The organism is Actinopolymorpha rutila (genome assembly GCF_013407855.1).
Lineage (GTDB): Bacteria > Actinomycetota > Actinomycetes > Propionibacteriales > Actinopolymorphaceae > Actinopolymorpha > Actinopolymorpha rutila.
Window position 1 is genome coordinate 3,952,127 of sequence record NZ_JACBZH010000001.1, and the last position, 26,928, is coordinate 3,979,054.

Annotated in this window: 21 protein-coding genes and 2 tRNA genes; 7 read left to right on the forward strand and 16 right to left on the reverse strand. The window is 69.2% G+C overall.

The features are described from left to right. Window positions 1-6: 6 nt before the first annotated feature. The 3 genes from F4554_RS17660 to F4554_RS17670 all read right to left on the reverse strand — a co-directional run bounded on the left by F4554_RS17660 (window position 7) and on the right by F4554_RS17670 (window position 2,705). The gene (locus F4554_RS17660) at window positions 7-576 is read right to left on the reverse strand and encodes a DJ-1/PfpI family protein (RefSeq protein ID WP_179788592.1); all 570 of its coding nucleotides are present in this window, start codon (window positions 574-576) and stop codon (window positions 7-9) included. Between the two features lie 212 nt (window positions 577-788). Then, on the reverse strand, window positions 789-1,865 hold the full coding sequence (locus F4554_RS17665; RefSeq protein WP_202889333.1) for an acetate/propionate family kinase: 1,077 nt from the start codon (window positions 1,863-1,865) through the stop codon (window positions 789-791). 390 nt (window positions 1,866-2,255) lie between these two features. After that, entirely contained in the window at window positions 2,256-2,705 is a 450-nt protein-coding gene (locus F4554_RS17670; RefSeq protein ID WP_179788594.1) for a DUF1931 family protein, read from the reverse strand. 461 nt (window positions 2,706-3,166) lie between these two features. On the opposite strand from F4554_RS17670, the gene F4554_RS17675 reads away from it, so the two are divergent. The 6 genes from F4554_RS17675 (at window position 3,167) to F4554_RS17700 (ending at window position 10,254) form a co-directional block, all read left to right on the forward strand. Then, window positions 3,167-3,727 carry a type 1 glutamine amidotransferase domain-containing protein gene (locus tag F4554_RS17675; RefSeq protein ID WP_179788595.1) on the forward strand — a complete coding sequence of 187 codons (561 nt, stop codon included), beginning with the start codon at window positions 3,167-3,169 and terminating at the stop codon, window positions 3,725-3,727. Between the two features lie 219 nt (window positions 3,728-3,946). Beyond that, a complete protein-coding gene (locus tag F4554_RS17680) occupies window positions 3,947-5,104 on the forward strand; it encodes a glutathione-independent formaldehyde dehydrogenase (RefSeq protein WP_179788596.1) in 1,158 nt (385 codons plus the stop codon). Between the two features lie 41 nt (window positions 5,105-5,145). Next, entirely contained in the window at window positions 5,146-6,348 is a 1,203-nt protein-coding gene (locus F4554_RS17685; protein WP_238341327.1) for a hypothetical protein, read from the forward strand. 826 nt (window positions 6,349-7,174) lie between these two features. After that, entirely contained in the window at window positions 7,175-7,375 is a 201-nt protein-coding gene (locus F4554_RS17690; RefSeq protein WP_179788597.1) for a (2Fe-2S)-binding protein, read from the forward strand. A gap of 7 nt (window positions 7,376-7,382) precedes the next feature. Then, window positions 7,383-7,850 carry a bacterioferritin gene (gene bfr / locus F4554_RS17695; protein ID WP_337796084.1) on the forward strand — a complete coding sequence of 156 codons (468 nt, stop codon included), beginning with the start codon at window positions 7,383-7,385 and terminating at the stop codon, window positions 7,848-7,850. A gap of 361 nt (window positions 7,851-8,211) precedes the next feature. Further along, on the forward strand, window positions 8,212-10,254 hold the full coding sequence (locus F4554_RS17700; RefSeq protein ID WP_179788599.1) for an MGH1-like glycoside hydrolase domain-containing protein: 2,043 nt from the start codon (window positions 8,212-8,214) through the stop codon (window positions 10,252-10,254). Between the two features lie 448 nt (window positions 10,255-10,702). Here the strand turns inward: F4554_RS17700 and F4554_RS17705 are convergent, their stop codons facing one another. After that, window positions 10,703-11,674: a zinc-binding dehydrogenase gene (locus tag F4554_RS17705; RefSeq protein ID WP_179788600.1), complete on the reverse strand. Its 972-nt coding sequence runs from the start codon at window positions 11,672-11,674 to the stop codon at window positions 10,703-10,705. A gap of 654 nt (window positions 11,675-12,328) precedes the next feature. Between F4554_RS17705 and hemE the strand changes: the two genes are divergently transcribed. Beyond that, the gene (gene hemE / locus F4554_RS17710) at window positions 12,329-13,447 is read left to right on the forward strand and encodes a uroporphyrinogen decarboxylase (protein WP_202889334.1); all 1,119 of its coding nucleotides are present in this window, start codon (window positions 12,329-12,331) and stop codon (window positions 13,445-13,447) included. Window positions 13,448-13,498: 51 nt separating this feature from the next. Here the strand turns inward: hemE and F4554_RS33100 are convergent, their stop codons facing one another. From F4554_RS33100 to F4554_RS17770, 12 genes are all read right to left on the reverse strand, one after another. Continuing rightward, window positions 13,499-13,732, reverse strand: a complete 234-nt coding sequence (locus tag F4554_RS33100) for a hypothetical protein (RefSeq protein ID WP_272955884.1) — start codon at window positions 13,730-13,732, stop codon at window positions 13,499-13,501. Between the two features lie 455 nt (window positions 13,733-14,187). Further along, window positions 14,188-14,261, reverse strand: a tRNA-Ile gene (locus F4554_RS17720). 57 nt (window positions 14,262-14,318) lie between these two features. Next, entirely contained in the window at window positions 14,319-15,611 is a 1,293-nt protein-coding gene (locus F4554_RS17725) for an NYN domain-containing protein (protein WP_179788601.1), read from the reverse strand. Window positions 15,612-15,871: 260 nt separating this feature from the next. Continuing rightward, window positions 15,872-15,944 (reverse strand) — tRNA-Asn (locus F4554_RS17730). Window positions 15,945-16,102: 158 nt separating this feature from the next. Continuing rightward, window positions 16,103-17,740: a M1 family aminopeptidase gene (locus F4554_RS33655; RefSeq protein WP_179788602.1), complete on the reverse strand. Its 1,638-nt coding sequence runs from the start codon at window positions 17,738-17,740 to the stop codon at window positions 16,103-16,105. Window positions 17,741-17,763: 23 nt separating this feature from the next. Then, complete coding sequence (locus F4554_RS17740; protein WP_179788603.1) at window positions 17,764-18,300, reverse strand: hypothetical protein; 537 nt, start codon at window positions 18,298-18,300, stop codon at window positions 17,764-17,766. A 137-nt stretch (window positions 18,301-18,437) separates the two neighbouring features. Beyond that, window positions 18,438-19,763: a sigma-70 family RNA polymerase sigma factor gene (locus tag F4554_RS17745; protein ID WP_337796085.1), complete on the reverse strand. Its 1,326-nt coding sequence runs from the start codon at window positions 19,761-19,763 to the stop codon at window positions 18,438-18,440. A gap of 329 nt (window positions 19,764-20,092) precedes the next feature. Continuing rightward, a complete protein-coding gene (locus F4554_RS17750; protein ID WP_179788604.1) occupies window positions 20,093-21,694 on the reverse strand; it encodes a D-glucuronyl C5-epimerase family protein in 1,602 nt (533 codons plus the stop codon). Window positions 21,695-21,908: 214 nt separating this feature from the next. After that, window positions 21,909-22,919: a sugar phosphate isomerase/epimerase family protein gene (locus F4554_RS17755; protein ID WP_179788605.1), complete on the reverse strand. Its 1,011-nt coding sequence runs from the start codon at window positions 22,917-22,919 to the stop codon at window positions 21,909-21,911. A gap of 15 nt (window positions 22,920-22,934) precedes the next feature. Then, window positions 22,935-24,116 (reverse strand): Gfo/Idh/MocA family protein, encoded by a 1,182-nt coding sequence (locus tag F4554_RS17760; RefSeq protein WP_179788606.1) that lies wholly within the window; start codon window positions 24,114-24,116, stop codon window positions 22,935-22,937. 63 nt (window positions 24,117-24,179) lie between these two features. After that, a complete protein-coding gene (gene xylA / locus F4554_RS17765) occupies window positions 24,180-25,349 on the reverse strand; it encodes a xylose isomerase (RefSeq protein ID WP_179788607.1) in 1,170 nt (389 codons plus the stop codon). Then, on the reverse strand, window positions 25,346-26,761 hold the full coding sequence (locus tag F4554_RS17770; protein WP_202889335.1) for an ROK family protein: 1,416 nt from the start codon (window positions 26,759-26,761) through the stop codon (window positions 25,346-25,348). Before F4554_RS17770 ends, xylA begins: the two co-directional genes overlap by 4 nt. Window positions 26,762-26,928: the final 167 nt, after the last annotated feature.

Here is a 26,928-nt window from a genome sequence, read left to right on the forward strand (position 1 = left end):
GCTCGCCTAGATCACCGGTCGTTCCGCTTTGGCGTGGAGGATGTGCATGAACTCGTGCATCCAGGAGGGGTGGTCATTCCACGCCCGCCCAGACACCACCTGCCCGTCGACAACAGCAGCTGCGTCGACGAACTCCGCACCCGCAAGAGTGACGTCCGGTTCGAGTTCCGGGTACGCCGCCGTGCGTCGGCCAGCAAGGACACGCGCGGCGGCCGGGATCAACGGCCCGTGACACAGCTGAGCCACCGGCGCGTCGGTTTCGTAGAAGTGACGTACGATTCGCTGACAGTCGGGGTCATTCCGGATGTATTCCGGTGCGCGCCCGCCAGGGATGACGAGTGCTACGTAGTCAGCGGGCTCGACGTCGGCGAACGCGACGTCCGCGGGCCACGCATACCCAGGCTTCTCGGTGTAGGTGTCGAAACCGGGGCTGAAGTCGTGCACGACAAACTGAAGTTTCTTTTTCTCCACTGCCGCGACATCGACGTCATAACCCTCTTCGACGAGTCGCTGGTACGGATACAGCACCTCGAGTGACTCAGCGCCATCACCGGTGATTATCAAGACTTTGGGCATCTGTACACCTCCTGTGAACGCTCGGAGATGTCCCAGCAGACGCCAGGAAGTGGCGGCCGGCAAGGGCCGAACATCCCAGGACGGTTCGGCGGCGCTGACCCGCCGTTCAGCCGGGTGATCGCGGCCGCCCAGTGTTCCAGCGCGAGCACCCGGTCGAGGACGCTCGGGCCGTCGCCGCCGGTTCCTGTTCGGAAGACCAGCAGGAACGTAGCTCAAGGAAGCGCCGCTGCGGCGTCCGTGGCGATCTGAAGGTCTTCTCTGGGCTCGATGACAAGGACGGAGACTGCCGCGCCAGCGGGGCCGACCGGGCCGTCGTCGTCCCTGTTGCCGCGCACGGGCGCGGGAACACCGAGCTGGCGCAGTCCGCGACATACCGCCAGCCGAATCTCTGGTTGGTCCCAGCCGACCTCGCCGGTGAACACGAGCGCGTCAAGGCGCGACAGGCTGCTTGCGGCCGCGGCGATCTCACGCCGTACCCGGTGTACGTACACCTCCAGGGCGAGGGTCGCCGCGTCGTCATGATGGGCTGCAGCGACCAGCTCACGGGTATCACCAGAACGGCCACCGGACAGTCCCAGCAAACCCGACTCGCGGTAGAGCCCCTGAGCAAGCTCCTCGAGGGAAAGCCGCCCGCCGAGCAACCAGATCAGCATGCCGGGGTCGATCGCACCCGACCGGCTACTCATCGGAAGGCCGTCCAGCGGAGTGAAGCCCATGGAGGTGTCGACGCTACGGCCGCCGTCCACAGCGCAGACCGACGCACCACCTCCCAGATGACAGAGCACCATCTGTAGTCCGGTCACGTCTTGTCCGATCAGCTGTGCGGCACGTCGGGTGGCCCACGAGTAGGACAGTCCGTGGAAGCCGTACCGCCGCAGTCCCCAACGCGACCGCCACCGCGCAGGCAGCGGATATGTTGCCGCAGCAGCCGGCAGACCCGAGTGGAACGCGCTGTCGGGGCAGACCACGTGGGGTACACCTGGCAATCGTTGCCTGAGTCGGTCGAGCAGCATCAGCGCCGGAGGGACATGCAACGGTGCGCGGTCGGCCACGATGTCCAGCTGAGCACGAAGTAGGTCATCGACGACCCTGGCTCTACGTACCTCATCACCGCCGTGGACAAGCCGATGGCCGACCGCATCGGGAGCCTTCTGATCCGCGACGAAAGCATCCACGAGGCCCAGGACCCCCGACGATTCCGGCGGCTCGAAGAGATCCAGCCGATCCCCGGTAGCGCTCCCATCGACATAGACGAGGTGGAGGCTGCTCGACCCCGCATTGACGGTCAAGATTCTCACAGCGCCTCCGGTCCAGCGTCGCTTGCCCACCTCTCGTTCGTTCTTCTCCGAGCTCGAACCGAGACCTTCGGATCTGTGGAGACGCTTTCCTTGGTGGCCGCCTGAACGGAACTAAGGCGGTCACCGGTCACATCGCACGAGGGGCCGGCGGTCTGCCTGTCCCGCAGTGAACGACGGAGGTCATCGCGAACCAACGCCGCGGCCGCACGCACCGTCATCGTCGGACTTGGGTTCGCCTGATTCACACCGCGCGGCGCCTCTCGCGTCTCACCAGAGGATCGATCGGGATTGCACTGTGAACCTGTTCGGGGTGCGGTGGCTCCGGTGCCCGCCGCCTTCTCGGCCTGGGAAAGGTGCCATCCACAGCCCTGGCGGGCGGGTTCAGAGGAGCTGCTCGAAGATCTGGAACACTCGCGACCAGTGCTCGGTCTGAGGGTTCTTCAGGCCAGGCTCGATGATCTTGAACGTCCTGGCCAGTGCAATGCTCAGGCCGCCGGCTACGCTCGGCAGCCTCTCCTCGGTCTCATCGCTGATCGTGACGTCCAATGGAGGCCGTGCGGCCAGGATGTCAAGGATCGGGGTTAGTTCGATCTCCTCGTCCAGTCGCCGGAACTCATGGATGCTCTCCTGGAGCCCCTTCGTGATGGGAAGGTCGGTCGGCTGGATGACGTCTCTCCCGTTGGCCTTCGCCGACGCCTTCCCGATCAGAAAAAGATCGTAGATCTTGTTGTCCAAGAAATCTTGGTAGCGCTTCAGATCGTTCTTGTCGACGTCCAGGCTCGCCGCTGCACGAAAGAACCGTTCGAATCTGCTCCTACTCTGAACCGGCATACTCGCCTCCTGGTCTCCAGGCCGGCATCGCGTCACAGTTCTCACCACCTTAACCCTCAGCGTCTTGTACCGTCCCTGGCGAAGGAGGCGACATTCCTTCGGTGGTGATTAGCACTGCAACTATTACCGGCACCGGCCCTTGCGACGAAGCGCCCCATCTGGTTGCGTGGGAACCAAGAGCGGGACGCCTGAGGTTCGAGCGGTTGCCGCCCTATCTGTGGATATGCGTTTCGGAAGCGGGATGGTGTATCTCGGCGTCCGCGACCACTCCTTCCGCGCATCTCGCTCACGGATCCAAACGATGCCGTTGAGGATAGATATTCACGGTCATAAAGGCATCCGTACAGGAGGGACCCGCGACGTAGGTCCGCTCCGAGTCCGAGTACGCACGGGACAGCGCCAGACGACCCTTGGCCGGCCCCTAGTGGGTCACACAGACATCGGACAGGAAGGTGGAAACCATGGATTACCCGCTGCAGAACAGAAAGGTGGCGTTCGTGGCCACCGACGGCGTGGAGCGGGTGGAACTCGAACAGCCTCGGGGTGCACTGTATGGTGCCGGGGCAAAAAGCGAGATCCTCTCTATCCACCCCGGCGAGATCCAGGCACGTCAGTTCGACCTCAACCCTGCCGGAACCTTCCCGGTCGACCGGCTCCTGGCCGACGCCTCCGTGGACGACTACGACGCCTTGGTCCTGCCCGGCGGCACCATGAACCCAGACCAACTGCGCATGAACAACGATGCGGTCGCCTTCGTGAAGGCATTCGTCGAAAGCGGTAAGCCGATCGGCGTGATCTGTCACGGTCCCTGGACCCTCGTGGAGGCCGACGCGGTCCGCGGTCGCCGGTTGACCTCATGGCCGAGCCTGCGCACCGACCTGCGGAACGCCGGAGCCGAAGTCGTCGACGAAGAGGTCGTCATCGACGGGCAGTTGACCTCCAGCCGTTCACCGGCGGACCTACCGGCGTTCTGCGCGGCCATCATCGACCAGTTCGCTCGCGCTCCCAGCAGAGTCACCTGACAGGACTGCAGGCACCCGTTCCCTTGTGCGCAAGTTCGAAGCGTGGTTGCGTGGAAAACCGACGGCGGTTCACCGCCTAGGGGTGCTGCCGCGTGGATGAATCGAAACCGCAGACAGCAGATCTTGGTGGCGCCTCCAGACTGGCCCGAGGCACCCCTGCTGTCAGGCTCCAACCCACTGGCGGGCCGGGAAACAGCGTAGAAGGCGAGGTATCGCCCCATGAAAGCAGTCGTGTACAACGGCCCACGTGACGTAGCCGTAAAGGACGTTCCCGATCCCACGATCGAGCGACCGACCGATGCGATCATCAAGGTCACGTCGACGAACATCTGTGGGTCAGACCTGCACATGTACGAAGGCAGGACGTCGTTCGAACCAGGTCGGATCTTCGGGCACGAGAACCTCGGCGAGGTCGTCGAAACAGGATCAGCCGTGCAGGACCTCCACCAGGGCGACATGGTGGCGGTGCCGTTCAACGTCGCGTGCGGAACTTGCGAGAACTGCAACGCGGGGTTGACGAACTACTGCCTCACGGCAAATCCGGATCCCCAGGTCGCAGGCGCAGCGTACGGCTTCGCTGACATGGGCCCGTGGAGCGGCGGACAGGCGGAGTACCTGCGGGTGCCCTGGGCTGACTTCAACGCCCTCCGTCTCCCACCCGGCGCCCGGGACAAGGAAGACGACTACGTGATGCTTGCCGACATCTGGCCGACCGGCTACCACGCCACCGAGATGGCAGGTGTCGCGCCGGGTGACACCGTGGTCGTCTACGGCGCCGGACCTGTCGGTCTCTTCGCGGCCTACTCGTCCGTACTCAAGAGCGCCTCCAAGGTCATGGTGGTCGACCGGCACCCCGACCGCCTGGCGCTGGCGGAGAAGATCGGTGCCGTTCCGATCGACGACTCGAAGACCGACCCGGTCCAGGCGGTCCTCGAGCAGACCGACGGCAAGGGAGCGGACCGCGGTTGCGAATGTGTCGGCTACCAGGCGCACGACCCGCAGGGCAAGGAGCAGAACAACCTCACGCTCAACCGTCTCATCGAGTCGGTGAAGTTCACCGGCGGGATCGGCGTGGTCGGAGTGTTCGTTCCCAGCGACCCGGGATCGCCTGAAGACCTTGGCAAGCAGGGACAGGCGGCGATCGACTACGGCAAGTTCTGGTTCAAAGGCCAGCACATGGGAACCGGCCAGTGCCCGGTCAAGCGCTACAACCGCAAGCTCTGCAACCTGATTGCCGCGAACAACGCGCAGCCGTCGTTCCTCGTCTCCCACGAACTCCCACTCACCAAGGCGGCCGAGGCCTACCAGCACTTCGACGCCCGCGATCACGGCTGGACCAAGGTCGTCCTCAAGCCGCACGCCCAGACCACCTCCTGATCGAGCTGCCGGGAAGGGCATAGGGGCCGGCCTGCCACCGGTTGCACGCGCAGCCGGTGGCGAGTCACCACCACTCAAGTCGCCGACCCCGCCTCGAGGCTCAGGAGCACCCGACGAGCCGACAGCAGGCTGGTGAAGTTCGACGAGCCGATGAGTGGGTTGGCCGCCGCCGGGCGGCTCCGTCTGCAACGGTCAACCAGTGTGCTCGCGCGTTTCTGTGGGAGCGCTGCGGGTACTGCGGCCAGATGAAGGCGATACGCGTCGGCCTTGTCGCTGACCCGGCCAAGCCCACTCAGATAGCGCGCCGCTTCGGCGACCTCCATCCGCCCGACGGCGAGGATCGGCGCGACTGGGCCCTCGAGGTGGTGAGCGAACCGTTCACGGTCGCTTGTGAGGACGTAGACACTGCGCTGTCCCGACTGAACGACCAGGCCCACGAACATCAGTGGGATGTGGTCGTCGGACTCACGGAACTTCCTCTTCGCGACGAAGACGGCGGATACCTGCTGATCGAGACCGACCCGCAGCACCGGACGGCGGTGCTGTCCCTCCCCGCGCTCGGCGGGCTTCGCATGCACAAGCGCAGCAGACACGCGTTGCGCGAACTCATCAGCGGCATGTTCGACCCCACCTCGGAGCGCGGCCACCGGGTACCGCTGCCCCGGCGTAGTGGCCGCTGGCGCCTGCTTCTGGGGATGGTGCTCGCCAACCGACCGTGGGCACTCGTGCCCGGGCTCAAGACAGCCCTCGTCGCGGCACTCACGACCGGCGCGATCGCCACCATCAACTCCACCGTGTGGCTGTTGGCAGGCTCGTTGTCGACGTGGCGCCTGGTCGTTGCGACGATCACCTCCATCGCGCTCGTCGTCGGCTGGCTCGTCATCGACGGTGGCCTGTGGGACCGGCCGGATCACGACTCCTCTCCAGCCCGGGACAGGTCGCGTCTGTACAACACATCGACGCTGGTGACCCTAACTGTCGGCGTGCTCATCTGCTACATCGCGCTCTACGTCCTGAACGTGCTCTGGGCGCTGTTCATCCTCGACCCCGCCGTGATGAGCAGCTACCTCAAACAACCATTCCGCTACGCAGACCTGTTCGTGCTGGCCTGGTTCGTCGCGTCGGCGGCCACCCTCGGCGGCGCACTGGGCAGCGGCCTCGAGTCGGACGAAGCCATCCGTGCGGCCACGTACTCCAAGCGAGAGGAGGACCGTCGCAACCGGCTCGCACGCGAACAGACCTGAGGCGCGAGGCTCCACGCGGCGGCGCGTCGTTTCCGGTGGCGTCTTGCGACCTGTTGGGGGGGCAGCAACGTGCGCAACACGCTCAACGGTTGCGGGAGCTCGGTGTCGCGGAGCTCGTGCCTGGTTCATCGTGCCGCAGCAGTTGTGGCGTCCCACCGCGCTCTACCGGAAGGGTCCGGCCCAGCCCCAGTAAGTAGGACCTCAGGGAGCTCCTCTGGTGATCCGCCACGCCATCGACTCTGCGCCTGCAAGCTGGCACCTGTGAGGAGTCGCAGGTCGGCAAGGCACTTCCCAGCACACGGCGGGCCGGAAGGGATGCTCGTTCGTGACGATGCGGTTGACCAGGTAGCCACGGCAACTGTGCCCGAGCACGTAAGTCCGCCCAAGATCGACCAGCCCGGTTTCGCCCGCCGCCCGATGGACAAGCTCCCAGACACCGCGGCGCTCTACGGCCCGCGTAGCTGACGGATCGGACATCGACGGGACAGTCTGGACAGATGGGGCACGCGTCGGCGGGTGTCGACGACTCCGTGCCGGTGGCCGACAATCACACCGTGGTCGACGGCGACGGACACGTCCGGGAGAGGTACGACGCGGCCGACGGGACACTGATGCTGGTTCACCCGGACGGCTTACCTCTGAGCTGGTCACCGAGTGCGGCGACGTCGAGCAGGTGGGGGCCGACTGGGCCGGCTGGGCCGGGGCCACGCCCCACGTCAAGTTGAACGTCGCACGTGATGACCGGGACCGGCTTGCCGGAACCGGAGATGTCTTGTAACTCGGCTGGATAAGGGCAGCCTTACCTATCCCACCGAGGCGACATCTGATGATCGTGTGTCATTGCGTGGTCGTGAACGACCGGGCGGTCGTCGACGCCGTCCGCGGCGGGGCCCGCACCCTCGCCGGCGTCTGCAGGTCCACCGGTGCCGGACGCGAGTGTGGAGGGTGCGTCTTCTCGATCAAGCGCCTCCTGTGCGAGCACCAACCTGATCACGCATTGCAGGAGGTGGACGTTGCAGCCAGTTAGTCCTCGAGTGGTCGAGTTGCTCAACGATGCCCTGACCTTCGAACTCACGGTGACCAACACCTATTTCCTCCACGCTAGAACGCTGGATCACTGGGGCTTCGAGCGGCTGGGCAAGGTCTTCTACGACCTGTCGCTTGAGGAGATGCGCGACGCCGACGCGCTGATTCAGCGGGTCCTGCTCTTCCACGGCCACCCGAACGTGCAGCGGCTCAATCCCATCCAGGTGGGTGAGGACGCGGTCGAGGTGCTGAGGCTCGCGCTCGAGAGCGAGCAGGCCGCCGTCGCGCAGTTCAATGCCTCGGCCGAGGAGTGCCACAACCTCGGCGACCACGGCACTGCGGCCGTCTTCGAGGAGATGGTCCGCGACGAGGAGAAGCACGCGGACTGGTTCGAGAGCCAGATCGACGCCATCGACCGCGTCGGCACCGCCAACTACCTCGCCCAGCACATCTCCACCGGCCAGTCCCCCGCCTAGGCTTCACCCGGGCCCGGCCCGGCGCTCGCCGCTCCGGCTGCGCTGCTGTCACCCACGCATCGCGATCCCTGCCAGCCAGTACCTGGCCTCGGGCCAGTCGCAGTACCAGGTCATATACGCCGACCCCTACCAGGTACTCGCTCCGGCCGTTCGACCTGGTGGCGGGTCTGCTGGCCACCCTGCTGGTGGCGGTCTCCGGTTCGGTCCAGGGCTTGATCGAAAAGTGGCGGTAACTTGGTCGCCATCGTTGCGGCCGACCACGAAGGGGTGGCTGGCTCCCGGCGGGCGGGCGCGGCCCCCGCGGTCCCGCCCGCCCGCCGGTCTTCCCCTCCGGACTTCCCCTTCCTGGACAGAGGACTTCATGCCTGCGCGCTACACCCTCGAGGACTTCGCCTTCGACCTTCGCCAGGGCGTCGCCCCTGCTCACCTGTGGGTCACCAGCGGGCGCACCACCGTCGGCGTCGACGCTGCCACCGTCTGCGGTGTCCGCGGCTCGTTCGCCCCGCCGTACGCCGCACCTGACTCCACGCTGCGGGTGGAGTTCGAGGTCGACGGGCAACGGGTCCCGGACGGCACCCGAGCGGGCGTCGCCGGTGCCGGCCGGGGCCTCCTCCACGCCGAAGGCACATGGTGGCCACACCAGGTGACGCGTCGCGGTACCTACCACCAGTACCGCGAGGGACGCCTCGTGTCCCTCGCCGTCCGCAGCACGCTCACCCCTCTGCACGAGCACGCGGGTTACGCGCTGCGGATCGCCGTCCGCAACCGCGCCGACCGTCCGGTCACGCTGACGGTGCGTCCGGTGCTCGACCCTGGCCACCCGAACCACGTACCCCTCGGGGAGTGGGGCTGGTCTCCGCCCGGACCTGGCACGCCCGCGACCGAGGTCGGCCGTGGGCGCTGGCAGGCCGGTGACGTCGCGGTGGAGGTGCTGTCCGACGGACTCACCCAGACGGTGCCCGCCGGCGCCGAGGTCGACGTCGTGATCGCCGTCCGTGACGGCGCCGTCGGCGGCCTCTCACCAGCCACGGCGATCCGGACGTGGGAGGAGGCCGCCGTACGACGGTGGAGGGCACGCGCCGAGACCGCGCTCGCCGACGTTCCCCGGCTGGAGACCGACGTGCCCGGCCTCGACGCGTACTGGCGTCGCTCCCTTGCCAGCGGCCTGGTCTGCCTGTGGGACCACCCCGACTTCGTCACGAACCCCTTTGTCGCCACCTCCGGCGTGGACGGCGGCGCGCTGTGTAGCTACGCCTGGGACACCGGCGGGTACGCGCCCCACACATTGAGCCTCCTGCTGGGCGGGTCGACCCTCCAGGTCCTGGAGTCGCTGCTGGCTGCCGACCTCAGCAAGAGCTACGCGATCGCCCCCGACGGCACCGGTCTGGGCGTTCCCTACGCCTACAGCGGTTCGTCCCTGGTCGCGCTGGCAGCCGCGATGGCCGCCCAGCAGGGCATCTCCGCCGAACTGGTCGGCCGCCTCTTCGCGACGCTGACCGCGCTCGACGCCCACTTCCCGGCGGTCGGGGAGCTGTGCGACTACGGCAACCAGCACAACCTGCTGGAGATGCGGTCCTCCGGCTGGGAACACGTCGTCGCCAGCCCGAACGCCGAACGCGCCTGGTCCCTCGACACCCTCGCCGCGCTGGCCGAGGCGTCCGGGGCGGCGCTGCCCGTCGCGTCGATGCGGCAGCGTGCCGACCGCATCCGCCGGGCTGTCGCGAACGACCTCTGGGACCCCGACGCTCTGTGGTTCGCGAGCCTCTATCCCGACGGGCACACCGAGATCGTGTACTCCATCCAGGCGTTCGACGCGTTGCGCAGCGGCGCGTGTACACCGGCCATGGCCGCCGACCTCCTCGAACGGATCCGGCCAGGCGCCTTCCTCGGGAGCTACGGCGTGAGCAGTGTCAGCGCCGAGGACGACGTGCACTACGAACTCGGCGACGTCGACTGGTCAGGCGGCGGCGCCTACACCGGCGAGGCGCCGCTGCTCGCCCTGACCCTCTGGGAACGTGGTGAGTCCGCCCTCGCCTGGGAGGTGCTACGCCGGGTTCTGTGGATGGGCGAGCACTTCCCGTACTTCCCACAGGAGCACTACTGCGACCGGCCCGGCACGCCTCCGGTGGGTCGGCGGGGGAACATCGTCGCGGGCCTGGCCGGCGCGGAGGCCGTCCTCACCGGGCTGGCCGGCCTGCGGCCACAGCCCGACGGTCGCCTCATGGTCAGCCCCGGAGCCCCGCCCGGGCACGTCTCCCTACGAGGGTTGGGTTTCCGCGGCCGGGAGGTCGACGTTCACCTCTCGCCGACCGGCCAGGAGGTCAGTGTCGACGGGCGGCCGACGCCGCTCGAGGCCAGCCGCCAGACCGTCGTGATCGGACAACATCGGCCACCTCGCTCATAGACGACGACGCCCGCGTCAACCAGGCACGGCCGGCATGAGTCGTCCTTGGCGAACCCGATCGCGTGCACGCCCGCCCCGTGAGAGGTCTCATATCGGCCGGAGAAATCCCGATGAGGACGCACTCGTCTGCAGCCACCCCCACTGCCGTCACCCTCGAATGACTGCGCTTGGGATGCATTACATCTGCCTGTGGACCTCGTACGCCTGGCCTGCGAAAGATGCGCGACGTCCGAGGCCAGGTCATGGAGATCGAGGTACCACACGATCGCTGCCGCCTCGGGCAACTGCGCCACACCGCCACACCGGGCGGTGCGACATGCCGCGATGTTCAGGCACCACGACATCGGATCACGCCATGGCATCGTCCCCACGTCGCTCACCGAACGGGAAACGTGGCACTGGCAGGGCTCGCAGATGCGTTGCCTGTAGGCGTGCCGTTCAGGCTCACCTACTGCCAATCGAAGATTACGCCCATGGTGGCTGAGCGGTCCGCGTCGAGCAGTGCATACGCCTCGGCGCCGTCGCGCGGCGCGAACTTGTGCGTGACGAGACCGCACATCCCTGCGAAGCGTCCCGACGCCACGAGGCTGAAGAACAGCCGGCGAATGTCGTGGTCACGCCGTCCCAGCAGGTGGCGGCCATGCGCGCCCACCACGGTGAGGCCACGAACGATCAGATCGGAACTGAGCCGCTGCTGGGAGGGATCACCTACGTCGCCGACAATGACCACACGGCCGTGGTCGGCCACAGCGGCCAGCGCGTGAGTGAGAACGTCCGGGTTGCCGGTGCAGTCGAGGACTGTAGCCGGTGCTGCGATTCCAGACAGTCCGTTGGCTAGATCCTGCTGCAGAACTGCCGTGGCTCCGCCTGCTCGGGCGAGCTCGAGCCGCGGTCCACCCCCGCGATGGACCATGACAACGTCGGCCGCGCCCAAAGCCGCCAGCCATCGCACGGTCATCTGACCGATGGGACCCGCCCCGACGACCACGGCCGAACTGCCCATGCGTGCCTGTGATGCTTCCACGCCGACGAATGCGACCTTGGCCAGCGCGAACCACGCCGCATCCTCGTCCGAAACGTCGTCTGGAACCCGCGTGCACACGCTGGCGTCGGCGACATGGTGAGACGCGTGGCCGAGGAGAGCCACTACCCGGTCACCTGGGCGGAAGTCGCCGGTGACATCAGGGCCGACATCGCTGACCTCGCCGACGAGGGAGTACCCCGGACGACTGGGATAGCTGAACCACCGGTCCCAGTGCGTTCCAGGGGCGAATCCGCCGCTGTAGATGATGCCCTCGGTGCCGGTGCTGATCAGCGATACCCGAGTTCGCAGCCGGATCTGACCAGGCTCGAGATCGGGTAGCTCGACCTCGCGCAACTCGACCTTGCCTGGCTGTGGAAAGACGACTGCTTCGGCCATGTCCTCATGTTTTCATGGCGGAAGGGAGACAGGTGGTCTCGGCGCGGAAGCGTGCTGCCGTGCCGGTCGTCCGTCGCCGCTGGGCCTACATCTCGAAGGGCGCCAACACTCGTGCGCACGATGAACTCCGGGCCTCCTACACGTGTCGGATCGGCCGAGCAGGAATTCTCGGCAAACCACGAAACTGTGTCAGCGAAGCCTCACCGGCCACAACCCGAGGCATTCGGATATCACCGCCGGCGATCAGTTCGACCCGGCTTTCCCACCGCACGGGTTTCTGGAGCAGAGAGGTCAGGCTCAAAATTCTGCCGAGGTACGACCGCAGAGCGTCATCCTGCACATCAACCCAGGCGGCAACGACACCCGCTACAACGTTCCGGGACTGGCTACGCGGTGCGACCGCTCGCCTGAACCAGATCGCGGGCACCTCACCGCGTGAAGCTGTTGTGGCCCAGGGTTGTCGCTCTGATTTGGCCCAGCGGTCGGGACCAGCGCAGTTGTGAACCGTGCGGTGGGTTGGCTTCATCGCTGGTTGAGCAGTCGATGTGCTGGTCTCGGCCTTGAGCTGGCGGCCCCTGGGTAGGCTGTCGGCGCTCGTCGCCAAAGCTGGCGGTGCGTGCCGACTGGGCCGACTGGGCGGTCTGAATAGGACTGGTGAGCGTGGAAACCGTTGCTCGAGTGGACGCGGATCTGGATCATGTATCCGAGGGGGCGCGGCCGAAGAAGTTGCTGTTGCGTGCGCTCGCGGGTGAGCGTACGGAGCGGCCGCCGATCTGGTTGATGCGGCAGGCGGGGCGCTATCTGCCGGAGTACCACGGCGTTCGGGAAGCCGCCGGTGGGATGGTGGGCCTGTGTAACTCGCCCGAGCACGCGGTGGAAGTCACTTTGCAGCCGATCCGCCGCTTCCCCTTGGATGCGGCGATCCTGTTCGCGGACCTGCCGCAGATCGCGGCCGCGCTGGGTCAGACCTTGGAGTACCGCGTCGGTGATGGCCCGGTTCTCTCGCCGTCGGTCCGTTCCGGGTCCGACATCACCGAGATCTTGAGCGCATCCCGTCTGCACGAGAAGTTGGCCCCGATCTATGAGACCGTCAGGCAGCTCACGCTCGCGCTGCCTGAGGAGGTGGCGCTGATCGGCTACGCGGGTGCGCCCTGGACGGTGGCCACATACATGGTCGAGGGGCGCGGCGGCGGGAGCACGGAGCACGCCGTCGTGAAACAGTGGGCGCTGAGCGACCCGGTCGGCTTCCAACCCCTGATCGACCTGCTGACCGGGGCCATCATCGAGTTCCTGGACCGGCAGGTCCAGGCAGGTGCCGAAGCGATCCAGCTGTTCGAGAGCTGGGCAGGTATCCTCGCAGGCCCGCTGTTCCAGCGCTGGTGCGTGAAGCCGGTCGCCACCATCGTGGCGGCGCTGAAGGCCAAGCATCCGGGCGTTCCGATCATCGCGTTCCCGCGCGGTGCCGGGCTGGCCTACGACGGGTTCGCCCAGGCTACGGGCGTGGACTGTGTCGGGCTCGACTCGACGGTTCCGCTCGGATGGGCTGCGCAGAAGGTGCAACGCGAACTTGGCCGGTGCGTCCAGGGCAACCTTGACCCACAGCTCCTGGTCGCCGGCGGTCCGGCGCTGCACTCCGAGACGGATCGCATACTGCGTAGCCTGGCTGAGGGCCCGTTCGTGTTCAACCTCGGCCACGGCATCGTCAAGACCACCCCTCCCGAGCACGTGGCGGCCCTCGCCCGGCAGGTGCGCTCCTGGTCCGGGGCGCAGTAGAGAGTCGAGACGTACCGGCATCGGCTTGCGCTGCGCTCAGCACGGCTACTTCTATGCTGCGATCTCCTGCTTGGTGTGCGCGAGCCGGTAGGAGTCGGTGCCGGTCTGGAGGATGGTGCCGTGGAAGGTGAGCCGGTCCACGATCGCGGCGCACAACAGGCCCTGATCGACCAGTCCGCCAAGCGGTTCCCGTTCGCCAGCCAGGTGCCCCAGCCCGCGAGCCACCCACCGGGTACGAGCGAAGGCCAGCCCCTGATGCAGTGCACGAACTGGTGGCGTTCGCATTCGTGCTCGGTCAGCCGCAAGGCGAGCTTGACCCGATCCAGGCTGCCTCGAGCGAGGCCCGGCGGCTGGACACCTCATGTGGCTCGTACCCGGTGAAGCGACTTTGGAGCGGTGAGGATCCGCCGTGGAGGTCAGAGCTTGAGGTCGCGATGGACCGAAACGCCGGGCGATGCAAGGGGTATCGCCACGTCGGTCCCAATGAGGCCGCTCAAACCGGCATTCGGCTTGGCGGCCTACGACGCCGCTGCAGACATGCGCGGAACCGACGCCAGGCTCCTCACGCCCGACGGAAGTATTTTGGGTTCAGGGCTGATTGCATCCGTGCGGTTGTGTGGCTACGGCGAACGCATGAGGCCCTGGATAACGGTGACCAGGGGATTAACCCGCACCACGGAAAGGGGCAAAACGGACACCAAACTCGGTCACCAGATGCGATCTTCGCAGGTCAACCGGGGTAGGGCGGGCGGGACTCGAACCCGCGACCCAGGGATTATGAGTCCCCTGCTCTAACCGGCTGAGCTACCGCCCCGTGCCTGTCGCGTGCGCGACCGCCCGCTGAGCCTAGCGCCTGGCCGGAACGCGTCCGCTACTTGGCCTGCCTACGTTCGGCATGCTCGGCGCGGTCGCCTCGGTCCGCGCGCTCGCCGTGGTCGGCCAGCTCGAACTCGCGGCCGAGCCGGGCCCAGAAGCCGTCCCGCAGCCACACCCGTGCCTCGGGGTACGGACGCAGCGAGTGGCCGAGTTCCTTCTCCGCTTCGACCAGCAGCTCGCTGTCGATGACGGTCGGCAGGATCGGACCGGGCAGCAGGTCGCGCACGTAGTCGCGGCCACGGGTCAGGATCCACTTCTGCGCGACGTGTTCGCCGACCTCCTCGACGGCGTTCCGTTCCGGGCCGAGCCGGGGCCCCGCACCCTGTGCACCGATCGACGGGGCGTCGTCGGCTGTCGTGGAGGGGGTAGCCGGGCCGGCCGCGGGACCGTGCGCGGGTGCGGCGTTCGGCGAGTCGGTCCTCGGCGGGCGAACCGACCCGGTCCCCGCGACGGCGGTGGTCGTTCCGGACCGGCCGGCGAACACCTGCGCCGGCGTCGGCGTGCCTGCCTGCCCGGCCGCCGGCACTCGCGGAGTCGTGCCCGGTGCCGGCGTCCCCGCGCCCGCCGCGTCCGTCGTGGCAGCGTCCTGCGCCGGCGCCGCCATGCCCCCGGCCGTCGACGGCGCCGAGGCAGGAGCCGAACCCGAGGCAGGAGCCGAACCCGAGGCGGGTGCCGGGGCAGCTGCCGACGCGGGCGACGACCCGGTGGCGGGCACCGGATGTGCCTGTCGTACGTACGGCCTAAGCAGGTCGGCCGACAGCACCTCTACGAAGTCCGACTCCCACACCAGCCGCTCGGCCTGGTTGCTGCCGAAGGACGGCTCGACGCCCCACAGATGGATGCGTACGCCATAAGCCTGCGCGGCCTCGACCGCGGGCACGAGGTCCTCGTCACCGGCCAGCAGTACGACGTCGGTCACCGCACCGTGTCGGGCCAACGCGTCCAGGTCGGCGCGGATCTGCGCGTCGACGCCCTTCTGCTGCCCCTGCTTGTTGAGGTTTCCCAACCTGAGCTTGACCATCGGCAGGGCTGCGATCACCCGCTGGTCGACGGTGGGTACGCGGTCGTGCGCGGCGTCGTACCAGTAGACCCGGAGGAGCTCGCCCGGCAGCCGTTCGACAGCGTGCTTCTGCAGGGCCTGGATGAGTTCGTCGGCGGCAACGCGGTATTCGCGGCGCTCGCGGGCGCCGAACAGAACCTCCGCGGTCGCGGCATAGAGGTACCCGACGTCGATCAGGATGGCGTACTTCGTCGCGAAGACCGCCGAACGGAGGTCGGGAACCGCCATGGATGACCTCCCTGAACCCACTACGACAAGCCACGCGTCGATAGACGGCTGGGCGTGGACGGCAGACACGGCTGGTGACCGGGCCGGGCGCTGTGCCAGCGAGCGTACACGGACCAGCCCTGGCCGACCGGCAGATGTCGAGAACCGCATCCGCGGGCAGAACGCCGGCAGAACGCGAGCGCAACCCGACGGGTGGGGTGGGACCGGAAAAGCAGAATCCCCCGACCGGCACGACCACCGGGCGGGGGATTCTCGTGGCGCTCCCGCGGCTGGACTCGAACCAGCAACCTGCCGGTTAACAGCCGGACGCTCTGCCAATTGAGCTACGCGGGATCGCGTGGCCGGGCGACCCCGGCCACGCATACGTTAGCAGCCCCCCAGATCACGTCGCACGACCCGGGGCGGGGTCGGCGGGGACCCGTGGATCACGACGGGATCAGCGCTGGATCACCCCGGTTTCACTACGGCACCACGCCAGGCTCAGCGCGGGATCAGCGCGGGATCGCGCCGTACTCCCGAAGGATCGCGATCACCTTCGGCCGGCTCGCGAACGCCCGGGCGAAGTCACGCGGGGTGGCGATCCGGTGCGCGTTGGCATTCAGGTAGCCGCGCAGAAGCCGGTCAAACGTCGCAGGTCCGGCGGCTTGGCGCGCCCGGTGCAGCATCGCGCCGCCCTGGCGGTAGACCCCGGCGGCGTACAGGTCGGGGTCGTGCAGCGCGGCGTACCACGACATCGACTCCCCCACCCGGTCGCGCACCCTGGACGGTGCCTGGAACCGCATCGACCGGGCAGCGGTCCCGTCGACCAGCGTCTCGGCGTACTCAGCGAGCGCCTCGTCCAGCCACGGGTCGCGGGCCTGGTCGTTGCCCACCAGCCCGTAGAACCACATGTGCGCCACCTCGTGCGGCACGAGTTCGGGGTAGCGCGTCGGAGAGACGTCGCCGAACTGGATGGAGCCGGGGAACTCGATGCCGGTGCCAACGGAGGCGGCGACGGTGACCCACAGGTCGCGGTAGGGGAACGGCCCCAGGTGGGACGACAGTGCCCGGATCGCGGCGGCGGTCGCGTCGGCCCACTCTCCCGCCGACGCGACCGAACCATCGGGCACCCCGACGTGCACGCGTACGCCGTCCACGTCGCGGCTCTCCACCCGCAGTCGCCCCACCGTGAGGCTGACGTCGCGCACGGACTCAGCCCGGAACCGGTGCACCACACTCCCCCGCACCTTCGTCGACGGCATGCTGCCGACCGCCTGCCCGGTGCCGAGCACCTGGTCGCCGGCGGGCGCCACCACGTCGAGCCGCCGCAGCCGGAACTCCTCGCTGGTCACGGTCTCGCCGAACAGGTCGACGGCGGGGTCGGTCACCCACCCCTTGCCGCGCTGCCAGGCGAGCAGGGGGTACGCCGTGCCCAGCCAGACGGTGCCGTCCCGGGGTGAGTAGCCGACACGCTCGGGCGTGTTCTCCCCAACCGTCAAGGTGAACGTGAGGTCGACCTGGACCGTCCGCCCGGCGGCCACACAGCGGCTGACCGGCAGCCTGACCAGCGTGCCCGGCGAACCCGGCGGCGCACCGGCCGCCTCGACCTTCGGGATCTCCCTGCGGCCGTCCACGGCGGCGGAGGTGACCTCGAGCTGGTTGCCGGCCCGCGCGGTCTCCGGCTTGTTCGGCCAGGCACGGAAGACGATCTCGCAGGTACGCCGGTCAGGCGTGAAGGTCACCTGCTCCGAGCCCCGGACCACCCGCGGGTCGGACCGTACGTCGAAGCACAACGAGACCGTGGGCCGGTCCTTCCACGGGGCCGCCCGGCCGGCCGGCTGGGGCGCTCTGTCCGCGGCCAGGGGTTGCTCGCCGGAGAGCGGTTGTTCGGCGGAGAGCGGTTGTTCGTACGACACCTTCGAGCCGGCGTCGCCGCCACCGCCGGGACCGCCGGTGACCGCGCACCCGGACGGCCCGCGCGGGCGCGGCGGCGGGCTCTGCGGCGGACCGGCTTGCCCGCCGGAGGTCGGCGTGTCGCCGGGGCGGGCGGTCGGGGCGGTCAGGTCACCCGCGCTGGGCGTACAGGCGCCGAGTGCGGCCATCACGGTGAGGACGACGACGAGCACGAAGGTGCGCACGACGATGGTCACAACGGGCCTGACCGCCCGCGGGTTCACGGCTCGATCTCCGCCCGAACGGTCGCGAGGGCTCGGTGGGCGGCGTCGAGGACGTCCGGGTCGTTCGGGTCCAGCCCCTCGTCGAAGGCGAGCGCCCAGACGAGCCCCCCGTCGGCCGCGTCGGGATCACCGGCGGGCGGCCGGCGGGCGATCACCCGTACGCCGAGGCGGCCCCGCAGGGGCACGTGCCGTTCGGTGACCACGCTCGCGGTGATGCGCTCGCGGATCAGCCCCAGCAGGCGCTGGTCGGGCGGGTCGAACCGCAGCCGCCACGTCGGCATCGGCTGCCCGAGCGGCGCGGCGGCGGTGACCCGCAGGACCTCTTCCTCGCGGTCCCATTCGGCATGCTCGACCTGTTCCCACGGGATGCCCGCAAAGGTGCCGGCACCGCTGGGTTCGGGCAGGTGCAGCCGCCGGTCGGTGGCCACCACCCACTCCTCGGTCGCGGTCCGCGCGGCGGCGAGGATCCGCTCGTGGTGACGCAGGGCCAGGGCGTTCTTCACCTCGCGTGGAGGAGTCTGCCGACGACGCACGGGTTCACGGTAGCGGGCACACGTGGGCGCCGGGCCGTCCGGCATCGACCGAACCGCCCGGCGCCCACGTCGTCCTGGTCCCGCCTCGCAGAGCCAACCCCAGAGCCAACCCCAGAGCCCGACCCCAGAGCCCGGCCTCAGGCGAGATACTCCCGCAGGCCCGGCGCCCAGCTTCCGCCCCTCAGCTTGGCCAGCGTCTTGGCCTCGATCTGGCGTACGCGTTCGCGGGTCACGCCGAACCTGCGGCCGACCTCCTCCAGCGTGTGGATCTGCCCGTCGGTGAGGCCGTACCGCATCTGTACGACGTAACGCTCCCGCTCGCCCAGCTGGGCCAGCGCCGACTCGATGTGCTCGCGCATCAGCGAGGCGGCAGCGGCGTCCATCGGGGCCACCGCGTCCAGGTCCTCGATCAGGTCGCCGAGCTCCGACGCCTCCATCTCACCGATGGGGGTGTGCAGGGACACCGGCTCCCGCGCCAGCCGCAGCAACTCGCTGGCCCGATCGGGGTCCAGTCCCACGACCTCGGCGACCTCCTCGATCAGCGGGTCCCGGCCGAGCTGCTGGAACAGCTGGCGTTGCGCGCGCAGCACGCGGTTGATCGCGTCCACCACGTGCACCGGCACCCGGATGGCCCGGGACTGGTCGGCGATCGCCCGGGAGATCGCCTGCCGGATCCACCAGGTGGCGTACGTGGAGAACTTGTAGCCCCGGGTGTAGTCGAACTTCTCCACCGCCCGGATCAGGCCGAGGTTGCCTTCCTGGATGAGGTCCAGCAGCGGCAGGCCGCGCCCGGTGCACCGCTTGGCCACCGAGACGACCAGCCGGAGGTTGGCCTCGATCAGGTGCCGCTTTGCGGCCCGGCCCAGCAGGACCAGCATCTCCAGCTCCGCCTGCGTGGCCTGCACGGGTCCACCCTCGGCGAGGTGGCGTTCGGCGAACAGGCCGGCCTCGATCGAGCGGGCGAGGTCGACCTCCTCCTGCGCGGACAGCAGGGGGACCCGGCCGATCTCCCGGAGGTACTGGCGGACGAGGTCCGGCGCCCGGTCACTGAGTTCGTCCAGGGAGGGCAGCTCCTCCTCCGTGGCCTCGGCGGCCGCTGCGGACTCAGACGACTGGGCGGATGCTGTGGACTCGACGGACCCGACAGCCCCGGCAGGCTGGGCGGACTCGGCAGACTCACCGGTCCCGGTCGACTCGGCCGGCCGGTCGGCAGGATCGGCCCCGGCGGGACCCGACCCGATCGACTCGGCAGCGGTGTCGGCGGTCGGCGTGGCCGACCCCGTGACGAGCTGCCCGGTGTCCCGGGCGGCGTCGGCGTCGAACGGACCACGCTGTCCGTCGGTGTCACCGGAACGGTCGGGCCCTCCGTCGGTGGTTCCCTGGGAGTGCCCACCCGGACCCGGGCTTTCTGGCGGTGATGCGTCGGCTCGAAGAGCCGTGGACAAGAGCACGAAGACCGGCACGGCACATCTCCTCCCCTGGGGAAGATCGGCGTGATCCAGTGTGCCTGTCCCGCGGTAGTTACGTTAGGCATTTGGAGATACTCATGGAGCAATGACCGACGTCGGCACAGTTCGCGCCGACGGCTCCCGCATCGGGCCGGGTTCTGGTACAGCCGGTCAACCACTCCGGGCCGCTTCCGGGCCGCTTCCGGGCCGCTTCCGGGCCGTACCGGAGCCGCACCGAGACCGCTCCCGGGCCGGACCACGGCCTGACCGAGGTTGACCGGGCCGCACCGTGGCCGGAGTGCTCGAAGCGTTGCCGAACCGCGGGCGGACCGGGACCGGTGAGCTCAGGCCACCTTCGCCAGCCGGGCCTGCGCGACCCAGTAGCCCCGGAGTCGTCCGCTGCTGATCCGAAGGTGGGGTACGGCACGGATCCAGGCGGCGGCGTCGTAGGTGACGCCGACGTTGGCGCGGGCGATGACCTTGACGGTGGCGATCCGGTTGCCGGCACTGTCGTACTTGTGTCCGGTGTAGGTCCTGCCGGCCACCAGCGACGCATGCCGGTCGGTGCGGAAGTCGACCGTGCTCACCAAACCGCGGATCATGCTCAGCCCCGCCTGCTCCGGCACCCACGTCCCGACCAGCGGGCTGCCCGTGCCCATGCGGTAGTAGATACCGCGGCCCTGCAGCCGCATCCGCCGGACCGTGGTGCCGGTGGTCGCCTGCTTCAGCGTCACCGTGCGGGTACCGGTCACCTTCCCCGTGGCGACGTCGTAGGAGAAGCCCACGTGTCGCCCGGCGGCCAAGTCGACCACGTACGGCCGGCTCAGGATCGGGTACGGGCTGTCGCCGACCAGCGCCTGCGCCAGGTGGGCGAACTCGCTGCTCCCGGTCAGCAACGAAAGCTGGATCAGCTGGCGCGAGTGCATCCGGTGGTAGCTGCTGGTCGCCACGGAGTGGTGGGTGAGGCAGTAGATCGAGGAGCCGCCCCGGACCCGAAGCGAATCGCGGTAACGGTGGACCGTGGTGACGGCGCCGTCGTACATCGCGAGCGCGCGCCGGTCGTGGGTGAGCTGGTAGTAGTCCCACAGGCCGAAGGTCGCCGACAGGTGGCCGTTGAACACCAGGTCGGCCTGCCGGGGTGAGCCGAACGGATACTCCACCAGCCACAGCAGGTGGTTGCGGTCGACGAGGGTCACCCACGGCGCCCGGGCGTCCGGCGGCTGCAGGAAGCCGGCGAACGTGCAGTCGGCGGCCTTCCGCCACCTCGCCTTGCCGGTGACCCGGGCGAGCTCCGTGAAGAACGCGAGCACCTTGCCCTGGGCCAGCCCGCTGTACCACGGCCCGTGCATCACCTCGGTCGAGTCACGGTGCAGCGTGAAGTCGAAGTCGTACGGATGGAACCACGCGCCACCGGAGACCACCCGGCGGTCGCGGAGCCGTCGCGCCTGCGCCAGCGCACGGTCGAGGTAGAGGCGGTCGCCGGTGAGTTCGTACGACTCGAGGTTCTCCAGGCCGTAGTTGGCCTGGAAGTTGGGGTGGTCGTACTGCCTGCCCGCGATCACCACCATCCGGACGCCGTGCGCGTCGTGGATTCCCCGGTCGACCCGCGGAGTGACCTGGCCACTGCGGAACGGACGCTGGGTGCCGCTGACCTCCCGGGCGACGTACCCGTCCCGGGCGTACCAGAACGGCAGCCGGTGCCAGGCAACCGAACCAGCGACCGAGCCGGCAACCGAGCCGGCAACCGATCCCGAGACCGGACCGGGCGCCGAGCGGGCCTGCGGAGCCGCGGCCAGCGCCTCCGTGCTCGTTCCGGGCAGAGCGCATCCCGCGACGGCCAGACTCGCCGGTACGGCGATGCCGAGGAGCACGCGGCGAGCGGCCAGCGCCACGGCCGGGACGAACCGCCCAGGGATGCGCGATCCGGTCGATCCGTGATGGTTCATGGCTCCCCCACGACGAACGGGCAAAGGGAATGTGCCCTGCGATTTGCGCCGAAGGAGGAGCTACCCCGCACATCGAAATGTCACACCGGCCGTGCGACGCACACGAGAAAGAGGCCGGAACCGCGCTCGTCGCGCGGCCCCGGCCTCTCGCCGTACGTCCGGAACAAGATCCCGGGAACTGGACCCCGGGTGGATCCTGGTGGACCCGGGTGGATCAGCCCTCGGAGCTGAACGCCGCGTCGAACGACGCCGCGGACGGCTCGATCTCACACAGCGCCCGCACCGTGGCGAGGGCCTCGGGAGCACCCATCAGCCGGTCCATGCCGGCGTCCTCCCACTCCACCGAGATCGGGCCGTCGTACCCGATCGAGTTCAGCGCCCGGAAGCAGTCCTCCCACGGGACGTCGCCGCGGCCGGTCGAGACGAAGTCCCAGCCGCGCCGCAGGTCACCCCACGGCAGGTGCGAGGACAGCCGGCCGTTGCGGCCGTTGCCGACCCGGCGCTTGGCGTCCTTGCAGTCCACGTGGTAGATCCGGTCCTTGAACTCCAGGATGAAGCCCACCGGGTCGAGGTCCTGCCACACGAAGTGGCTGGGGTCCCAGTTGAGCCCGAACGCCGGCCGGTGGCCGATCGCCTCGAGGGTGCGGACCGTGGTCCAGTAGTCGTAGGCGATCTCGCTCGGGTGCACCTCGTGTGCGAACTTCACGCCCACCTCGTCGAACACGTCGAGGATGGGGTTCCACCGGTCGGCGAAGTCCTGGTAGCCCGCGTCGACGAGCGCCTCCGACGCCGGCGGGAACATCGCGACGTACTTCCAGATCGAGGAGCCGGTGAAGCCGACGACCGTGTCGACGCCGAGCCGGGCGGCGGCCCGGGCGGTCATCTTCATCTCCTCGGCGGCCCGCTGACGGACGCCTTCGGGGTCACCGTCGCCCCAGATCTTCGCCGGCAGGATGTCCTTGTGCCGGGCGTCGATCGGGTCGTCGCAGACGGCCTGGCCCTTCAGGTGGTTGGAGATCGCCCACAGCTTGAGGTTGTGCTTCTCCAGCGTGTCCAGCTTGGCCTTGACGTACTTGTCGTCCTCCGCGGCCTTCCAGACGTCGAGGTGGTCGCCCCAGCAGGCGATCTCCAGGCCGTCGTAGCCCCACTCGGAGGCGAGCCGGCACATCTCCTCGAAGGGCAGGTCGGCCCACTGGCCGGTGAACAGGGTGACGGGACGGGGCATGCTCTCCTCCTGCGCTCAGCTGTTGTCGGTGGTCGGGATCCAGCCGGAGCCGGACTCGGCGCTGCGCTCGACGGCTTCGAGCACCTGCTGCACCTGCAGTCCGTCGGCGAACGTCGGTGCCGGGTCGGTGCCCGCGGCGATCGCGGTCACCAGGTCGTACGCCTCGTGGGTGAAGCTGTGCTCCCAGCCGATGATGTGCCCGGCCGGCCACCACGCGGACATGTAGGGGTGCTCGGCCTCGGTGACGAGAATCCGCCGGAAGCCCTGCGTCGTGGCGTCGTCGTCGGAGAGGTACAGCTCGAGCTCGTTCAGGCGTTCCAGGTCGAACACCAGCGAGCCCTTCTCGCCGTTCAGCTCGATCCGCAGGCCGTTCCTGCGGCCGGTCGCGAACCGGGTCGCCTCGTACGTCGCCACCGCGCCGCCGGACAGCCGGGCGATGAACAACGCGGCGTCGTCGACGGTCACCTCGCCGCGCTCGGACGAACCGGTCCCACGCAGGCCCTCGGTGGACGCCACCAGCGGGCGTTCCTTGATGAAGGTTTCGGTCAGCCCGCTCACGCCGGTGACCGTCTGGCCGGTGACGAACTGCGTGAGGTCGACGATGTGGGACGCGATGTCGCCGAGCGCTCCCGAGCCCGCCTCCTCCTTCTTCAGCCGCCACACCAGCGGGAACTCCGGGTCGGTGATCCAGTCCTGCAGGTAGACCGCGCGGATGTGCCGGATCTTGCCCAGCTTGCCGTCAAGAACGAGTTGACGGGCGAACGCCGCCGCCGGCACCCGCCGGTAGTTGAAGCCGACCATCGAGCGGACGCCGTTCTGCGCGGCGGCCTCGGCGGCCTTCACCATCTCCCGGGCTTCCTCGACCGTGTTGGCCAGCGGCTTCTCGCACAGCACGTGCTTGCCGGCGGCGAGCGCGGCGATCGCCACCTCGGCGTGGTTGCCGCCGGGGCTGCACACGTCGACCAGGCCGATGTCGTCCCGCTCGACCAGCGCCCGCCAGTCGGTCTCGTAGGACCGCCACCCGAACTTCTCGGCGGCGGCCTTCACCTTGTCCTCGCTGCGGCCGGCGAGCGCCGCCATGTCGACGGCGTACGGCAGGTCGAAGGCGGCGTTCACGGTCCGCCAGGCCTGTGAGTGGGCCTGGCCCATGAACGCGTAGCCCACCATGCCCACGCCGAGCGTTGGCTTACTTGTCATGCGTACGTACTCCCTCGTCCGATCGGTCGAACCCACTCAGCACACCGCGAACGCGTGCGAACGTCACCCGGCCACCCCCAGCAGGTGGTCCATGGCCAGCTGGTCGAGCCGCTCGAAGCCCATCCCACGCTCGGCCAGCGCCTCGATCCGCGCGTCGTCCCAATCCTCTTCGCGCAGGGTGGCGAGGGTCTCCCCCTCGGCCAGTGTCGGCCGGGCCAGCTCGTCCAGCTTCGACGCGGCCAGCGCCGCCTGCACCTCCGGGTCGGCGCGGAACGCCCGCGACTTCTCCCGCAGGATCAGATAGTTGCGCATGCAGCCGCGTGCGGACTCCCAGACGCCTTCCATGTCCTCGGTCCGTGGCGGCTTGAAGTCGAAGTGTCGCGGACCGTCGTAGCCGCCGTTCTCCAGCGTGTCGACCGCCCAGAACGCACCACGCAGGTTGCCGGCGCCGAAGCGCAGGTCCTGGTCGAAGCGGGGGCCGTGCTGGCCGTTCAGGTCCACGTGGAAGAGCTTGCCGTGCCACAGCGCCTGGGCGATGCCGTGCGCGAAGTTGACCCCGGCCATCTCCTCGTGCCCGACCTCGGGGTTGAGGCCGACCATCTCCGGGTGCTCGAGCTCGTTGATGAACGCCAGCGCGTGCCCGATCGTGGGCAGCAGGATGTCGCCGCGAGGCTCGTTCGGCTTCGGCTCCACCGCGAACTTCAGGTCGTACCCCTGGTCCAGGACGTACTGGCCGAGGATGTCGTACGCCTCCTTCATCCGGTCCAGCGCGACCCGGACGTCCTTGGCGCCACCGGACTCCGCGCCCTCCCGGCCGCCCCAGCACACGTACACCTTCGCGCCGAGCTCGACGGCCAGGTCGATGTTCTCGGCCACCTTGCGGATCGCGAACCTGCGTACGTCGCGGTGGTTGGCGGTGAACCCGCCGTCCTTGAAGATCGGGTGACCGAACAGGTTGGTGGTCGCCATCGGGACCGTCACCCCGGTCTCGTCCAGCGCCTTGCGGAACGCCGCGACGTGGTCGGCCCGCTGCGCCGCGGTCGCGTCGAACGGGAAGACGTCGTTGTCGTGGAACGTCACGCCGTACGCGCCGAGCTCGGCCAGCTTGTTGACCGCGTCGGCCGGCGCCAGCGGGGCGCGGACCGCGGAGCCGAACACGTCGACGCCCTCCCAGCCCACGGTCCACAGGCCGAAGGAGAACTTGTCCTCACGGGTCGGGGTGTAGTCGGTCATCCGATCTCCTCTGCGAGAGTTGGTGTTTCGGGTACGGCTGACGTCGGGGACTGGGCGGCCGTCGAGGCTTGGCCGGTCAGGGGTGGCACCAGCGTCGGGTCGTCGAGGACGGGGGCGAGCACCGCGTGGGCGGCACCGGTCGCGGCCGCCGCCAGCCCGAGCCGGGACAACGTGACCCGGACCCCGCCGGCGTCCGGTGCGACGACGCGGGCCGCGAGCTCGGACTCCACGACCGGGCGCAGGAACTCCCCCAGCCTGGCGAAGTAGCCGCCGAGGACCAGCACCCGCGGGTTGGTGAGGTTGACCAGCATCGAGGCGCCGTGCCCGAGCGCCCGGCCCACCCGGTCGAACGCCGTCAGCGTGCGCTCGTCACCGTTACGGGCGCGGTCGAGCAGCAGGTCCAGGCGTTCGTCCAGGTCCAGGTCGTGCCGGTGCACCGGGTCGTTCGGCGGTGCCGCCAGGTCGAGCAGGGCGCCGAGCCCGCACAGGGTCTCCCAGCAACCGCGGCGGCCGCAGCCGCACCGGTCACCGTCCGGCGCCACCGCGAGGTGACCGACCTCGCCGGCGAACCCGCCGCTGCCGCGAACCAGCCGGCCGTCGACGACCAGGCCGCCACCGACCCCGACACCGCCGGTGACGAGCACCAGGTCACGCTCGTCCGGGCCGCCGTCACCGGCGAACTCGGCGAGTGTGGCCAGCGTGGCCTCGTTGTCCACCAACAGCCGGTCGTCCCAGGGCCGGGACTCCCCCGGCAGCCACGGCAGCACGTGGCCGGCCAGCCGATCGGCGAGCAGGTCGTGCAGGGGTACGTCGCGCCAGCGCAGGTTGGGCGCCACTCGTACGGTCCCGCGGGTGCCGTCGACCAGTCCCGGTGCGGCCACGCCGACGCCGGCCAGGACGGCGGGGTCGTTCGCGGTGGCGAACGCGGAGTCGGCCAGCGCCCGGTCTGCGAGCTCGGTCACCAGCCGGGCCACCTCGTCGGCGGTCGCGTCCACGCCGGCCGGGACGTCGAACGCCGTCCGGGTCAGCACCCGCTCCCGGCCGCCGAGATCGAGTACGACACCGCACAGGTAGTCGACGTTCAGCTCCACCCCGATCGCGAGCACCCGCCCGGTCGCCAGCTCGACCGGCTGACCCGGCCGGCCCACCGCGCCCGCCCGGGCGTTGGAGGCGTTGGGGGCAGGGGCGGCGTCGACAGCGGTGGTGGTGGGTCTGGCGGTGTGGACCAGGCCGCGACCGGCGAGCTCGGTGACCAGGCTGGAGACGGTGGCCTTGGTGAGGCTGGTGTCGGCGGCGAGCTGGGCGCGGCTTCGCTCGCCCGCACGCAACGCCCGGACGGCCACGGCCAGGTTGGCCCGGCGTACGGCGGCATGATCGGCCCGGCCCGGCAGCTGCCTGGTCGCGCCGTTCACGGATCCTCCAGTACGGGCCCGTCGTGGGCGAGGACCGCTGGCCGGCGTTTCGGCCGGATTAGGGTCGCCCATTTCGTTCAGGGTCCGAACAAACTAGGACCGCGGCGCACCGGGGGTCAAGGCAAAGCTTCCGCCTGCCGGGAAGTAACACCGACCGCGTCCGGAAC